This window comes from Paraburkholderia sp. GW821-FHT02A12 (genome assembly GCF_059422005.1).
On the sequence record NZ_JBWKWA010000002.1, the window covers coordinates 1,854,511 to 1,868,792 of the forward strand.

Sequence of the window (14,282 nt, forward strand, 5' to 3'; positions counted from 1 at the left end):
GTCGCGCGAAGGAATCCGCGCAGATTTTCGGGAATGATCCCCGTCAGGTAATTGACTAGAATCGTTGAATTATCCCGAGCGCGATAACTGCCTGAGACCTGGTCGACGAACTGCTGGTGGTAGTGTTGAGATGCACGGGAATATGTACGTTACCCGTGCTACTAACATGCTGATATGCACCGATCGCGTAGACACTCGTACGTTTTGACAGGAAATACGTCGCCTGCAACGTGAACATCTGGTATTTCGGGCTAACTCCGTTCAGACGGGCGTCCGTATACGCGTAATTGCCCGATAGCACGAAAGTCGGGGCGAACCTATAGCTACCGTTCACCTCATAGTTTGTGAACCGTGCGCTACCGTGGGTCAGCGGGAAGTTGCCAGAGGTGCCGGCAGCAGAAGCCCCAATCGCCGTAGCGTTGTCTAATTGCGTTTGTGTGAAGACCAGCCCCGCGATAGCTGAGCCGAAAGCATAGTTAGCACCAGCGGCGAAGGTGCGCTGGCGACCTGCGTTGAACGTCGAGTCGCCGGCTGCGACTGTCCCATTTGCGTTCGTGTTCGACCCGCCGTTGTTCAGTTGCAGATAGTCGGAAGCAACGGTCAAGCCCCCTGACTCGTAAGATACGCCAAAGTTGTAAGCGCGGCTGTCAGCGAAGTTGGTCGAATTCGAGAACGCATACATTCCGCCAAACTGCAACCCGTTATATTTGACACTTTGATACTTGATCGAATTGTTGAACCAGAGCGCGTCGTTGAGGTTATCGTTAGCGTACGGGTGCACCGCCAGGCCGCTTAACGATATTAGCGACAATGGTTCAACGTAATTGATCATATACTGGCGGCCCAGTGTTACTGTGCCGAACATCTGATCCGACAGTCCAACGGCCGACTGGCGTCCAAACATCCGGCCGTTTTGACCGAGGGTGCCGTTCGACAGTTTAAAGCCGTTCTCGAGACGGAATACAGCCTTTAGACCATTGCCGAGATCTTCCGAACCGAGAAGGCCCCATCGGTCGCCCGCGACCATACCACTGGCCTGCGCGTAGCTACTGTGACCACCGGAATTGCTGGTATACATGAGACCAGTATCGAGAAGTCCGTATATGGTGACAGAGCTCTGTGCATGCGCGGAACTGGCTACGGCAAGAAGTACAAGCGAGACGCCCGGATAGACAAGTTTTCTCATAGTTTTACTTCTATAATATTCGCAGTGCTGATTAAATGATGTGGTGAAATGTCATCTTTCCCTACGACTTCAAGGCCCTTCCTCCCGCCTCACGCTTTCGACCTAAAACACAAATCGGCGCGTCTACAAAATCGTGAGCGTGCGCCAGAACGCTCGCTCACGCGTGTCATGGTGTCGGAAACCGTGTTCCGCCCCGTATGTGCCATCGGCAAAGGGCTGTTGGCCCGGCCGATGCTGAATCGCAGTTTGGAGACCATCTGCGGCAGCGCAATGACGTATATCGAAAAATCCGATAGGCAGGTCCGGAATGTGGATGCGTGACGCATTATTTCATTCTGCCCGCGCGACGCGAGAATGCGCAGAAAGTGCTTAGGACGTAAATCTCACAGCTTTGCCAGCTCGCAATGTCCAGTCTCGTTGGCGCATGAGGTTTAGACCAAAGGAGGTTGTAGCCGATAGCTGCAGGGTTTCAGTAATCTCGTGGGCGGTTGGTGTCAAACATGTCGCAAACCTATTGGGGAGGACAGTCCGTCAGCTCGATCCATACCCTGTGAGACCAAAGCGGGCATTGTAGGATCGTCTTTTGCGTCAGTCTGATCGTATTTCGCGATATGTGTCATTGGAATGTCGTCGATTGCGCCGAGAATTCAAGGATGATTGTCGGTGGAGTGCTGGGCATAGATGGCAACAGGTGAATGTCAGCCAGCAGGCAATCCACGCTCTAGCGTTGATGTGTAGAACCGACGGCGGCCCTGGCGGTCGCTGCAACGTTCTGCTCCAACTGCGTGCCTCCCAATGTCGCATCTGATTCTGGAAACCGCCGGAATTGTCCGGCCCCGATGGCTAAATCCCTTTGTTTCGTAGTGGGGCGCATCGAGTTCGAACGGCACGCGTCGGCCAATGCTATGCGGGCGAGTCGCCGATCGCGGCGCCGGTGCGAGTACACATGTCGATACCTGTCTGTCACTGCCTCGTGGTATCGAAGTCCTTGGAAGTAAGTTGATAGAGGTCCGAGAATGGAAACAAACAAGCGCGTGCTTGTCGTGAGTTTCGATGGTCTGCGTCCCGATCTGGTTACACCTGAGCTAATGCCCAACCTGTATCGTTTGCAGTGTATGGGAACCGCATTGACGAACCACCGCACGGTCTACCCGAGCGAAACCCGCACAGGTTTCCCAAGCCTCGTTACGGGAGCGACGACCGGCCAACATGGGATGGTAGGTAACAAGTATGTCGACCGCTCAACTTTACCGCACCGCTACATCGACACGGCTGATGCAATGCTCCTACGCGAGCTTGACTTGGAGAGCGAAGGGCGACTGATGTCCGTGCCGACACTTGGCGAGATTCTCGGCTCGGCGGGGCGAAGCCTTGCCGTGCTGTCGACAAACTTCCCAGGTACGGCGCGACTTTTCCACCACAAGGCGGACGATCTCGGCCATGTGCGCCTATCCGGTCATTTTCGAGAAGCTTGTGCCCCGGAAGCGGTGCTGGCGGAAGTAGAGGCACGAGTTGGGCCCCTGCCACCGGCCCCGCCGAAGGGCGAGCCCGATAAGGTGGGGCAGGAGTGGATTACGTCGGCGTTCCTGGAAATCGTATGGCCCAAACACCAGCCGGACGTGACGATACTTGCCTATGGGGAGCCGGACGTCACCACTCATTTCCACGGCATTGGTGCGGAGACGACCCGCGACATCATCGCATATTGCGATAGCCAGTTTGGTCGCGTGCTTGACTGGTGGGAAGGAGAGGGACGCGCGGCTGGCGTTCAGATCATTGCCGTTTCAGATCACGGCCACATTACTGGTCATACGGCGGTGTCGGTGGTTGACGGTCTGCGCGAAGCCGGCTTCAGATCTGGTATCGCCCCGGGGCCCGATGTGGATGTTGTCGTTGTTCCCGGGCAGGTGGGGGCGCTCTACCTGACAAGCCCGAGCGACGACCAGGTTTGCCGTCTGGTAGCAGCGATTACTGCTGAATCCTGGTGCGGACCAGTCTTCACGCGTTCGAAAAACGAGACAGAGGGGATTGCTCCCGGCAGCCTTGGCAATCACCTGATTCTGGCTGACCACGTGCGAGCGCCGGACGTTTCTTTTGCGTTCCGCGCGGACGACCGGGTCGATCCGTTTGGCCTCGTGGGCAGCACGTTTTATGAGAATAGTCGTCTCCGCAGCGTTCATGGCGGGTTGCACCCGAAGGAGATGGCAGCCGTCGGTATCGTGGCTGGGGCGGCTTTTGGCGCAGAGGGCTCGTCCACCGTTCCGTCCGGTATCTGCGATTTCGCGCCGACTATCCTGCACCTTCTCGAAATTGGCCCACAGAAGACCATGACAGGGCGCGTTCTCCATGAGGTCCTGAAACTCGGGGCGAAGACCGTTTTCAACGCGCGCAGTGAGGTGTTCGAAGCCGGGCTCGGTGGTTTCCGGCAAACGCTGCGTCGCGTTCGGGTTGGTGATGTCACGTATGTCGAGAGCGGCACGGCAGACGGGAAGAGCAACTGAGGTCTACCGCATCCGCAGGGGCGGCTAGAACAGCTGCCGCTCACCTCGGTAGACCCGCAGTGTCTTCTGACAAGGCCCCTAAGCATACTAGTCGACGCAGACATCCGGAGGCTGTGAACGGTCACTTGCAACGGCCGAGGAGTTTTTACTCCCCCGTTTGGGAAGTATTGTCATAGGCGCTTGCCGGTAATTGCGGTAGCGTTAGCCCGCTCTTTCTCGTGTGGCTCGCGGACTCCGCTGCACATTACAGGCAACGAAGCACGCACGCCACACAGGAGAAACGCAATGAAAGTCGCCGTCATGGGCGCAGGCGCAGTAGGCTGCTTTTACGGCGGCATGCTCGCGCGCGCGGGACACGATGTGGTCTTGATCGGCCGGCCCCAACATGTCGAGGCCATTAGGCGCGACGGGCTGCGCCTCGAAGCGCAGCAGTTCGACGAGCGCATCGGCGCGCCGCATCTCACGCCAGCACCGAAGCCGCCGCCGTCGCGGGCGCGGACCTCGTGCTGTTCTGCGTGAAGTCGACCGATACCGAAAACGCGGGCGACGCGATCAAACCGCATCTAGGCGCCGACACGCTCGTGCTCACGCTGCAGAACGGCGCGGATAACGCTGAGCGTCTGCGCACGGTGATCCCGCAGGACGTGGCGGCCGCCGTGGTCTATGTCGCCACGGAGATGGCAGGGCCGGGCCACGTACGCCATCACGGCCGCGGCGAGCTGGTGATCGAGCCTTCGCGCTCGAGCGACGCCGTTGCGCGCACGCTCATCGACGCGAGCGTGCCAACGGAAATCTCACCCAATGTGCGCGGCGCGCTCTGGGCGAAGGTGATCGTGAACTGCGCGTATAACGCGCTTTCGGCGATCACGCAATTGCCTTATGGACGTCTCGTGAAGGGTGCGGGCGTGAGCGAGACGATGCGCGACATCGTGGGCGAATGCATGGCCGTCGCGCAGGCAGACGGCGTGACGCTGCCGCCGGACATGGACAGCGCCGTGACACGCATCGCGCAGACCATGCCGGGCCAATACTCGTCCACGGCGCAGGATCTCGCACGCGGCAAGCGCAGCGAGATCGATCACCTCAACGGCTATCTCGTGCAGCGCGGTGCGGCGCTCGGCGTGGCCACGCCCGCAAACCGTATGTTGCAGACGCTCGTGCGGCTCATCGAGGACAAGGCGCACGCAGCGCTCTAGCCTTAGCTGGCTCCGGAAATACACCCGTCGAGAGACAACGTGCCTGGCTTTGCGCGGCTACTGTTGGCGGCTTTGTAAATCCGACACTACACGGCGGCGCAAGGTCGAGTAAATCGATCAACAATGAACGGCAGCCGGTGCCGGCCGCCGGTAAGAGTCGACTCAGATTGGTTCCGTGAGATCGCCGATGTCGCTGATGTCCGGAGGCGGCCATCGCTGTTGGCGGATCAGCTCGATCAGCTCTTCGCCATAACGTATCCAGATGCGCGCGCGCAGATCGTTGAGCAACTCGTACACGGCGAGCGCCTGCTGGGGCGACCAGTTGGCATCGATCAGGAAGTCCAGTCCGCAAGACAGGCCCGATGGCAGGTGCGTGCGCCGGCTCATGGCTTTTTCTCCTGGCGGCCTGCATTGCGATTGCGTGCGCGTCGCTCGGCGGCCTCCCGTGCCTCCTTGACGCGATACGACTCGCCTTCGATGGCGATGACCTCGGCACGATGCACGAGGCGATCGACCAGCGACACGACGCACGCCGCGTTCGGAAACACCTCCGACCAATCCTTAAATCCTTTGTTGGTTGTTACGGCTGTACTTGCGACTCCGTATCTGCGGCTCACCAGCTCGAACAGCAGATCGGCGTAACGGTTCGAGTAGGCCAGGTATCCGACTTCGTCGACGACGAGCAAATCGGGCGAAGCGTAGTATCTGAGGCGCCGGCGCAGCGCCGCATCGCTGTCGGCGGCGGCCAGATCCCCCAACATCTTGCCAGCCGTCGTAAAGAGTGCCGTGTAGCCGTGGATGAGCGCCTGGTACGCCACATTCAGCGCGAGTGTCGATTTGCCCACGCCGTTCGGGCCAATGAACACGGCGTTGGACTTCTCCTTCACGAACTCCAGCGACATTAGTTCCTCGACCGCGGCGCGGTCACAGCGCGTGGGCCAGTCCCACTCGAAGTCGGCCAGCGGCTTGAAGCTGCCAAGGCGCGCGGCACGGATGCGCCGCTCCAGCGAGCGGCGCGTGCGCTCCTCCTCTTCCCACAGCAGCAAGGGCCCGAGCCACGGCTCGCTGTGCACCTCGGACCAGTGGGCCAGCAACCCGTGCAGTCTGAGCGCACTGGCGCGCTCCTGCAGGACCTCAGTTGTGTTCGTCGTCATCGTGTTTTCCCCGTGAGCTGATCGTAGATTTCCAGGCGGTGCGGCGTGACCAGTGCGTCTTTGCTGCGGATGTGTTCGGGCAGGTTCAGCGATACCGGCGGCGGTGCCTGGCGCGCAATGCGCCGGCGCTCCAGTGCCTGGCGCACGGGGTTCTGATGAGGGGCCGCGCCGCTGGCGAGCGTTTCCTCGATGGCCGCCTGCAGTTCGAGCGCGCCGTAGCGGTCGAGCAGTCGCAGCAGATGCGTGGTGATATTGCCCAGATTGCCGCCGGCTTCGGCCGCGCGCAGCATCAACGTGTGTGACACCGGCACGGCATGGGCGAGGTGGTCAAGGCCACGATGATGGCGCGCTTCGCGTTTGCGCTGGACCAGTTCATCAATGTGCGCACGGATCTCGACCCGCTTGCCGCGATCGTAACTGCGCTCATGCTCGGCCACGACGTCGGCGCCATCGAGAATGCGCACCCGGTGTGGATTGGCCCGCACCGTGAGCGTGCGTCGCACGGACGTATGTGGGATCGTATTATGCGCAAGAGAAAAACAATGGACATCAGCCTGCAGCTTGAAAATGCTGGTATCGGCAGTCTGCAGGATGTCCATTTGGTTAGCCGAAAAAGTGGACAGAACAACCGTCGGAGTGTCCATCTTTCGCCGCAGGTTTCGCATGGTCGGAAGCCCGATACAGCCGGGCGTCCGACCATGCTGGAGCGTGTCAAGCCATCGAGCGTCAAGGGTTCGCTGCGCCGGGCTGCGCCCGCCCTTGACCCGTTCAGCGGCGTCACAGGACCACGATCGAATTTGATGTGTGACTATGCCTGGGCGACCCGTAACGGGAACCTTCGCGAGCACGAGGTCGACGCAGGCGAAGCAACCCAGGCGCCCGTTTCGAGCGGGGGACGCCCGCCCCGATCTAGCGTGGCTGCAGGGGCAGGACGCTACCGCCACGCAGCGCGACCAGTTCCTTGCGCAGGCTGAACACCTGACGCAGCAGAGCGAGTTCTCGTGCCAGCGATTCGTCGAGCTGCGCCTGCAGATCCTTCGCGTCGCCCTTCGCGCGGTTCAGACGCTCGGTGAGTTCGAGCTTCGGGCGCCCGGCGTCTACGTTGGCCGCGTCGATCGCTGCGATCAGTTCGGTGAACTGCGGGCGCGACTTCTTGATGCTGCCCTTCTTGCGGCCCGCCTCGATCGCCACGGTGTCGTTGTTGATACGCGCACCCTTGCGTTTCTTCAGCCTCTCAAGGGCGGCATAGTAGTCGGTCATGGCGCCGCTCATGCTGCCTCCGGTTTGATCAGTTTCTTCTGCGCATCGAGCAGTCGTTGCAGCGTCTGCGCCTCGATACGGTATTCGACGCTCGTCTCATCGACCGCGCGCAGCTTCGCGACCGTAACCTGCTGCGCCTTTATCACGCGCTGAAGCTTCGACGGCACGACGACGAGATTACGGCAGTTCGATTCAAGGCAATCCAGACGCATCCAGTCGAGTGGCGTTGACTTGCACGGCTCGACGCTGACGCAGCCCCCCAATACCGTCTCGCGGTACGCCAGCTCGCCCTTCCCGAACATCCTCACCGTCTGCTCGCGTGAGTAAACCGATACAGGCGAGGACTGCACGGCACGGCTCTGCGTCCATGCTGCGTGCCCGCCGAACAGCCGCTCGTCAGAGAACAGCACCTGCCCGGCATACGCAAGGTACGCGGACAGGTGTTGCGCCTCCGCCCATTCCTTCGCGAAGTGGGTCCTGTCGGTGTCGATGAAGCCCTTCGCGAACGCCGAGCCGCGGGCGTAGTACCTGCTCATCTCTTGAGTGATGTGCTGCAGCTGACGCTTGAGCGTCGGTAGCGTCACGAGGCCGCTCCGATGGGCGTAGAGGGCCAGGGTCCTGCGAAGCTGATGGCGCGTGAACGGCCACTGCTGCCCGAGCGCGTACTTCGGCTCGTCTTCCCACGCGCGGTGCATGTCGACGTGCTTCAGTTCAGCGATATCCTCGACCGTGATCGTCGGAAAGACGCGCTCACGAAAGGCTTCGATGTCGTAATGTACGGTACTCGCTGCCCGGTTTGCTACGTACCCCAAACGCAGACCCATCCGGCAGAACAGCAGGTACGAACCGTCCGTCGATTCGGCGTAGCCTTGCGCGCTGTGCGCACGGTGCGCCTCGCCCGACAACCGTTGCGCGAGCCTGACGGCACGGGCAGCGAGCGGGCTGGTGACCCAGCATGCGCGCCTGGGACGACCGCCCGACAGCTTGGTCGTGACGCCCTCGATGGTGTAGTGCGTCACACCATCCAGCCGGGTCTCACTCAGACAGTTGTACGGCAGGTTCTCTGCTTCTCCCGCACGCATGCCGGTGAACGAGAGGATGACAAGCTGGCATAGTGCGCCGATCGACGCTACAAGAAACGACGCAACGTGAGGGGAGTCCTTGCACCCGAATTGCGCAGCAACCCTTACCAGTGCCGCACAGACGCCCGGCCTCTCACCAGCGTACCTGCGTGCGAGGTAGTCCGACAGCATGTCAGCGACGGCCTCTGCGATGCTGAGGTCATGCTCACAGGCCGACAGGAAGTGCTGGTAGATCCGCGTCGGGATGACAGGGTGTTGTGAGTTTCCAGCACGCTGCGCGAAGCGTTCGAGCAGAGGCTTGTGCAGTTGGGCCAGTGGTACGCGCAGCCCTGTGGTCCGGACGCCCAGACTGTGAAGCTTTACCAGAATCGAATGAAGAATCTGGGCCTTCATCTCCATCCCGGTTTGCGCCGCATAGTCCAGAACAACAGCGACAGTGGACAGGCCCTCGTAGAGCGTAAGCTGACGTGAGGCGGCAAAGAACGTGAACGCCCTCAGGTGATTTGAACGAGCTTGTAGCGTACCGGACGCCGGTACCGTATCGGTCACTTCGTGCATCAGAAAGTACATCACCTGCTTCCACTGACGCGTAGTCGCCTCTGAAAGGGTGCGACTCACGCCGTCAGGCAGGTGCCCCCTGAAATGGACGTGGGTGCGACGCAGTCCGATCGTATATGCCTGGATGTCCCAGGCGTCGCTACCAAACAGCGAAACAGCGTTCCCGGCCTTGTCGTGCGTGACCACCGTATCGTCTTCGACCCGATACCAGTCGGGACGCTCAGCGATCGGCGCGAATAGCGTGTTGTTCATGCCACTCCCAATTCGTAGAGCTGGTCGAGCTTCGCCGACCAGAAAGCGTCAAGATTGCCTTCGATATCAACGTGCTGCTCGATCTGATCGAACAGCGCGGCGTCGCGCTTACGCAGTTCATCCAGCAGGAAATCTACGCGGCGCAGCACCGCGCCGAACGAGCTGTCGTACTGCTCGATCGAGTCAGCACGTCCGCTCGCGAGCCTGACGCAGTGACGGCAGCTCAGCAGCTTGCGGATGTCGGTGGCGTCGGCGTGCACGCGATACTGGTCGCAGAAGAGACATCCTTCGGTCGAGCGGCAGTCAGGCTGTACGCTGATCAGGTCCGCGACCGGTGCGGGCTTGTGGAACCCGATGCAGACGCCCACCGCGCTCCTGATGCTGCCCGCCGGGTCGTCGCCGGGCTTCAGCACGGTCTTCTCGACCGAAGCGAGGAACGCGCCCATCTCAGCCTTGTGCGCGGCATCCGTACCGTTCGAGTACGAGCGGAGCGCCGTTTCCACCGAGTGCCCCATCAGCCTGGCGGCGACGACAGGGCCGTGGTTGCTCACCGCCCAATCCTGTTTCGCCGCGCGCCATTGGCGTGCGGTAATGCGCGACAGCACGATCCCGAGCGTGTCGAGTCGAGCATAAAGCTGAATCAGAAACTGGGGTGAGAGACACACTAGCTGTCGTCGCTGTGAAGAACACCCGACTGCCATGAACAACGCGTCGCAGTCTGCGTCCTGCACCAGATACTCGCGCAATGCCAGATACGCCTTGAGCTTCGGCATGAAGCCCAGCGAGACGGTGAATGTAACGTCCCTCCTGCCTGCACGGTACTTGACCTCACGAAACTTCTGACGTGCAACCGACGTATCCTGCAGGCTCGCGGCAAGCTCCGGGCTCCACTTCATGGCCAGCAGTTGTGCGCGGTTGACGCCCGTTTCGGCCAGAAACAGCGTTGCAAAGCAAAGGACCGCCATCGAAGCGTGTGAGCGACGGATCGATGACTGTGCGTCCTTGTTCGCCGCCGCAAGATGTTTAGCCGCACGCGTGGCGATGTCCCCCGAACGCTTAAAAGGGTTTTTAGCGCCAGCCTCAGCCATGTGCATCGTGAGTTCTTCCCGGGTGCGCGGCTCTCCCGTTTCCAGATTCCAGCCAGCCAGGCTGTGCGAGCCGTCGCCTTCGCGACGATGGTGTCTGTAGGGAACAAGGCAAAGACTCTCACCTCGCGCCGTGGTCACGCGCACCGGGTACGGCTCGAAGTCGAGCACCAGCATGCTGATGCTGCTAAAGAGCGCGTCAGCCCACGCGAGCAGGGCGGCTTGTGCACCGGCGTCAGGCACAGCCGTCGGCACAGAAGCATCCAGTTGACGACGTAGCACCCTCTCATCGGCGCAGAAGTCGTCGTTTCGGAATAACTCACGTAGCATCGACAACAGATAACGCTGCTTGGTGCCGACGGAATTGCGCTTCAGGTTGCCCAGCGAAACCTGTTCGCGCTTCTCACGGAAGTAGCGATGAACGGCCTCCGCCGTAACCTTCTCGTCACAAAGCGTCTGATGCAAGCCCTGCCTGTCGGCCCAGTTGACGAACTCAAGCACGACGCGCGAATACATGGAGATCGTCTCCGGGCGCCTCGTGCCAGAGGCCATACGCCCGGAAAGCTGCGTCACCAGCAGACGTACGATCCTGGCGCGTTCGCTGCTGAAGCTTGTGTGGTCGAAAGTGTGTCGCGTGCGCTGCGGGCTCGACGTGTCACGCGTCAGATAGCAGATCTGACCGATATCGGAACGTTTGCTGACGCCTTCCCACCTGAGCAGCGCCCGCTCCGGGTGCAGGAGCGTTGTGCCCCCCGCGAGCGGCATGCGCACTTCCTCGTACTGGCGGCTCATGCTGCCACCGCAGTGTCGAGGGTGCGCGTGACCAGCGTCGACAGGTGCGTGCCCCAGCCATCCTGCACCGCGTCGAACAACTTGCGATTCTCGCGGTAAGCGACGTAGCGCTCGGTCGTAGACGGCTGTACGTGCCACATCAACTGCCGCAACTGATCGAGCGCCCGGGTGTACTTCGTCTCGCTCGCCGTCATCGCATCGACCATGTTTAGCCCGAAGGTCGCGCGCAGGTCGTGGAAGCTGAACTCGTACCTGGGGTTATCGAGCCGCACGCGCATCATGGGCAAAAGTTCGTCCCTGATGAACTGGCGTACGGCCTGTCCTGTCTTGAGGTGACGGCGTACGCGCGGGCCAGTGCTCACCGGGGCGCGCGACGCGCGATCCTCGTAGAGCGACGCACCTCGATGGCTCAGAAAGAGCGGCTGGTCGGGATGATCGCCGCCGTCAACACCGTCGGCCAGTTGGCGACGCTTGCGAGCCCGATCGCTGTGCACATAGATATAGAGCCGCTCGTAGAAACCGCGCGGCAGGTGCAAGACGCCCTTGACATCGCCCTTCGTGTCGATGCCCGTACCCGGCCCGCAGGCGAGCCGGATGTCGTCGCCCTGAAACTCACCCGGCTTGCGCATTGCGTGTTTCGCGCGCACGGTCAGTACAGTCTGGATGCGAGCGCCCGTCAACAGCGCGAACAGATGAATGAGCGTCATCTCGGTGTTGTCGAGAGCGGCTAACGATTCAAGTAGCACCGACTGCTCGGAAGATGGGAGCGGGCGCAAGCGACCGCCGTCCTGAATGTGATCGTCCCACGGGTCTTCGGCGCGCCGACCACTTATCGACAGGTCGGTGGTCTTGACCTCGATCGCGCTGCTGAAGCCCCTCTGGTCCCTGAACTCGATGAAACGGCCAGATTCGACCCACGGCGCGTTCGCGGGCCTGAAGCCTGCCTCGCTCATGAGCCAGCGATAGAAGCGCACCACGGCGCCCATACGACGCCTGGCGACGCCCGCAGACAGTTCGCCTGCCTGCACGGCCAGCCTGATCGAGGCGCTGTAGCGGTAGGTTGGACGTTGCCGCTTGTTGGCGGGGAACGTCAGCCAGTCGACGCCCTCGTCATCCAGATAACGACGGAATGCCACCAGGTCGTCTGCGATGCTGGCGAACGTGAGCATGTTGGGCGACGACTTCGACTCCATCATATCGATGAGCCAGAGGTTCGCCTCAGCCCACGGCGCGCCGTCAGCGAGCCGGACAACAGGGAAGAGAGGGAAGGTGCCTGCGATCCACTGCGCACGGGCGTCGCGCCGCCTGCCGGTGTCGGGGTCCGCGAGCGGGACCGTGTGATAGATGGTGCCGCCCTCGGGAGTGGTGATACTGACCGGCGTCGCGCCGGGAGTGTCGCGGTCAACGACCTCGGTCAGCGGCAGTTGCCGGATGGTCGTGCGTCTTGCTGTCATCGTGCAGATCCTCTGCTGTGTTTGTGCGGGTGTCCGCTTTAACACAGGCTGCGAGTATCAGAAAATCGTTACTGACTTGCGCATACCGTGTAGTCGTTCAGGTCGAAGCGCACATAGGGCGTCTTGCCGACCGTCACCGGCTCCTGCAGGTCACACTCATAGGGATTGTCGGGCAGTGCGAGCAGGCTGCTTTTCTCTCGCTCAAAGGCTTCGCGTACGGTAATATCGGGCTCATCCGGGCAGCGGCGATCAGCTGCCACGGTCTCGCACCACTGCTCGGCCTGTGCGTTCAGGTCATCAAGGTCGGTGAACTTGCGGGCTGCAAAGAAGCTGGAGCGTATAAAACGTATGGCTCTTTCGACGCGTCCTTTTTCGTTGCCGCGCGCGACGGCAACGGGGCGCGGCTCAAAGCGGTAATGGCTGGCAAATGCGAGCAGTTGCGGGTTGAAGCGGATCGCATCGCCCTGCCGCTCAAGTACGGCACTTCGTAAATTATCGTACAGGAGGACCCTCGGGAGTCCGCCCCAGGCCGCGAAGGCACCTACGTGGCCGAACAGGAAGCTGTCCATGCGCGCATCGAGATAGAATCGTAGCCAGATTTTCCTCGACCATGACAGCACTATCACAAAGGCCATCAGGGGTCGACGCGCACGACCAATCTGCAGGTGTCCAAAGTGTCCCCAATCGACTTGTCCTTGCTCCCCAGCAATCGTGCGCAGGCGTAGATAGGCCTCGGCTGGAGGGCGCGGCCGGTGCATGGATATCACGTGCCTGAAGTGATCTGGCGCGCCCTTGTATCCGCGTTCGCGCACCATCGCATACAGGCGGCTCGCGGTGAGTAAAGGGAACTTCCCGAGCGTCTCGTGGATGAAGGGCAGATAGGGATCTATCTGCGAGGGCCGCTGCACGGCGCCAACCCGTGGCAGGCCCGCCTGGGCAAGCACACGCTGCACGGTGCCGCGATGCACATGCAGCTGGCGCGCAATGGTGCCGCAGCGCCACTTTTCCACATGATAGAAGCGCAGGATCTGCGCTTCCAGTTCAGCGTTGATGGTCATGGATCGTGTCCTTTCGTATCCGTAGTAGTACGAACGTGATGGAAGACCCGACGGCGTAACGGCCCGTGACGCACGAATTCGCATAAGCGGCAGCAGAAATGGCAATGCCCGTTCGATGTCGCTGGCCTATCGGCAATCGTGGTGACTGCACCACTGGCCGACGTCGTCGATGTCGCAGCCAGTAGAGCATCAGCGGCGGGGCCAGTGGAACCGTGATGCGTCACTTTATTTCGTGTGTCGCGAAAGCGGCGCATCCTGGCGGCATGCGCAGTACGCCCGCGCCGGGTGCGCTGGTAGCGGCGGCCAGCTTCCCGCTGATTCGCCCGACGGACAGCCTTCGAGCAGTCGCGGCCGCAATAGACCTGTCCTCGATCGCAATGGCGGCAGACGATGATCAGCGCCCGGCAACAGGCGCACGCGTACAGGCGGCCCGTGGGCTGCATTGGCGGTTCCTCCAGAACGCCAAAGAGGAGGAGTCGAACGAGGTCGACGGGCCGCGTGAGCAATGCGATACTGACGGCTCACACGGCTCTCCAGCCGGCTGACAGGCCGGCTATCTGGATCCCATGTGGAGGCGCAGCGTCGGACACGACTTGGCGGTTGGGCCGGCGCTGCGCCTGTTGTTCTTCTTCGGCAAACGCCTTTCTACCATGCGACGTACCCGCTCCGATGGCGGGCACGCCTCCAGTCGCCCTACGGGCTCC

At 61.4% G+C, this 14,282-nt stretch carries 11 protein-coding genes and 1 pseudogene; 3 read left to right on the forward strand and 9 right to left on the reverse strand.

Translation table 11 applies throughout. From position 1 onward, the window contains the following. Window positions 1-55 precede the first annotated feature (55 nt). Window positions 56-1,186 carry a porin gene (locus AC07WT_RS29750; RefSeq protein ID WP_494949721.1) on the reverse strand — a complete coding sequence of 377 codons (1,131 nt, stop codon included), beginning with the start codon at window positions 1,184-1,186 and terminating at the stop codon, window positions 56-58. Window positions 1,187-2,202: 1,016 nt separating this feature from the next. Here AC07WT_RS29750 and AC07WT_RS29755 point away from each other — a divergent pair. Then, entirely contained in the window at window positions 2,203-3,687 is a 1,485-nt protein-coding gene (locus tag AC07WT_RS29755; RefSeq protein ID WP_494949722.1) for an alkaline phosphatase family protein, read from the forward strand. A gap of 285 nt (window positions 3,688-3,972) precedes the next feature. Next, window positions 3,973-4,883: pseudogene (locus AC07WT_RS29760) on the forward strand (ketopantoate reductase family protein). A 162-nt stretch (window positions 4,884-5,045) separates the two neighbouring features. Here AC07WT_RS29760 and AC07WT_RS29765 read toward each other — a convergent pair. The 8 genes from AC07WT_RS29765 to istA all read right to left on the reverse strand — a co-directional run bounded on the left by AC07WT_RS29765 (window position 5,046) and on the right by istA (window position 13,578). Further along, a complete protein-coding gene (locus AC07WT_RS29765) occupies window positions 5,046-5,270 on the reverse strand; it encodes a hypothetical protein (RefSeq protein ID WP_494949723.1) in 225 nt (74 codons plus the stop codon). After that, window positions 5,267-6,037, reverse strand: coding sequence for an IS21-like element helper ATPase IstB (istB, locus tag AC07WT_RS29770; protein ID WP_494949724.1), 771 nt, complete (start codon window positions 6,035-6,037; stop codon window positions 5,267-5,269). Before istB ends, AC07WT_RS29765 begins: the two co-directional genes overlap by 4 nt. Then, window positions 6,034-6,636, reverse strand: a complete 603-nt coding sequence (locus AC07WT_RS29775) for a Mu transposase domain-containing protein (protein ID WP_494949725.1) — start codon at window positions 6,634-6,636, stop codon at window positions 6,034-6,036. Before AC07WT_RS29775 ends, istB begins: the two co-directional genes overlap by 4 nt. Window positions 6,637-6,946: 310 nt before the next feature. After that, window positions 6,947-7,309, reverse strand: a complete 363-nt coding sequence (locus tag AC07WT_RS29780; RefSeq protein WP_494949726.1) for a hypothetical protein — start codon at window positions 7,307-7,309, stop codon at window positions 6,947-6,949. Continuing rightward, the gene (locus AC07WT_RS29785; RefSeq protein WP_494949727.1) at window positions 7,306-9,189 is read right to left on the reverse strand and encodes an integrase; all 1,884 of its coding nucleotides are present in this window, start codon (window positions 9,187-9,189) and stop codon (window positions 7,306-7,308) included. Before AC07WT_RS29785 ends, AC07WT_RS29780 begins: the two co-directional genes overlap by 4 nt. Beyond that, window positions 9,186-11,066 (reverse strand): integrase, encoded by a 1,881-nt coding sequence (locus tag AC07WT_RS29790; protein WP_494949728.1) that lies wholly within the window; start codon window positions 11,064-11,066, stop codon window positions 9,186-9,188. Before AC07WT_RS29790 ends, AC07WT_RS29785 begins: the two co-directional genes overlap by 4 nt. Next, a complete protein-coding gene (locus tag AC07WT_RS29795; RefSeq protein ID WP_494949729.1) occupies window positions 11,063-12,520 on the reverse strand; it encodes a site-specific integrase in 1,458 nt (485 codons plus the stop codon). Before AC07WT_RS29795 ends, AC07WT_RS29790 begins: the two co-directional genes overlap by 4 nt. 68 nt (window positions 12,521-12,588) lie before the next feature. Beyond that, the gene (gene istA, locus AC07WT_RS29800; RefSeq protein ID WP_494949730.1) at window positions 12,589-13,578 is read right to left on the reverse strand and encodes an IS21 family transposase; all 990 of its coding nucleotides are present in this window, start codon (window positions 13,576-13,578) and stop codon (window positions 12,589-12,591) included. A gap of 215 nt (window positions 13,579-13,793) precedes the next feature. On the opposite strand from istA, the gene AC07WT_RS29805 reads away from it, so the two are divergent. Next, window positions 13,794-14,123, forward strand: a complete 330-nt coding sequence (locus tag AC07WT_RS29805; protein ID WP_494949731.1) for a hypothetical protein — start codon at window positions 13,794-13,796, stop codon at window positions 14,121-14,123. Window positions 14,124-14,282: the final 159 nt, after the last annotated feature.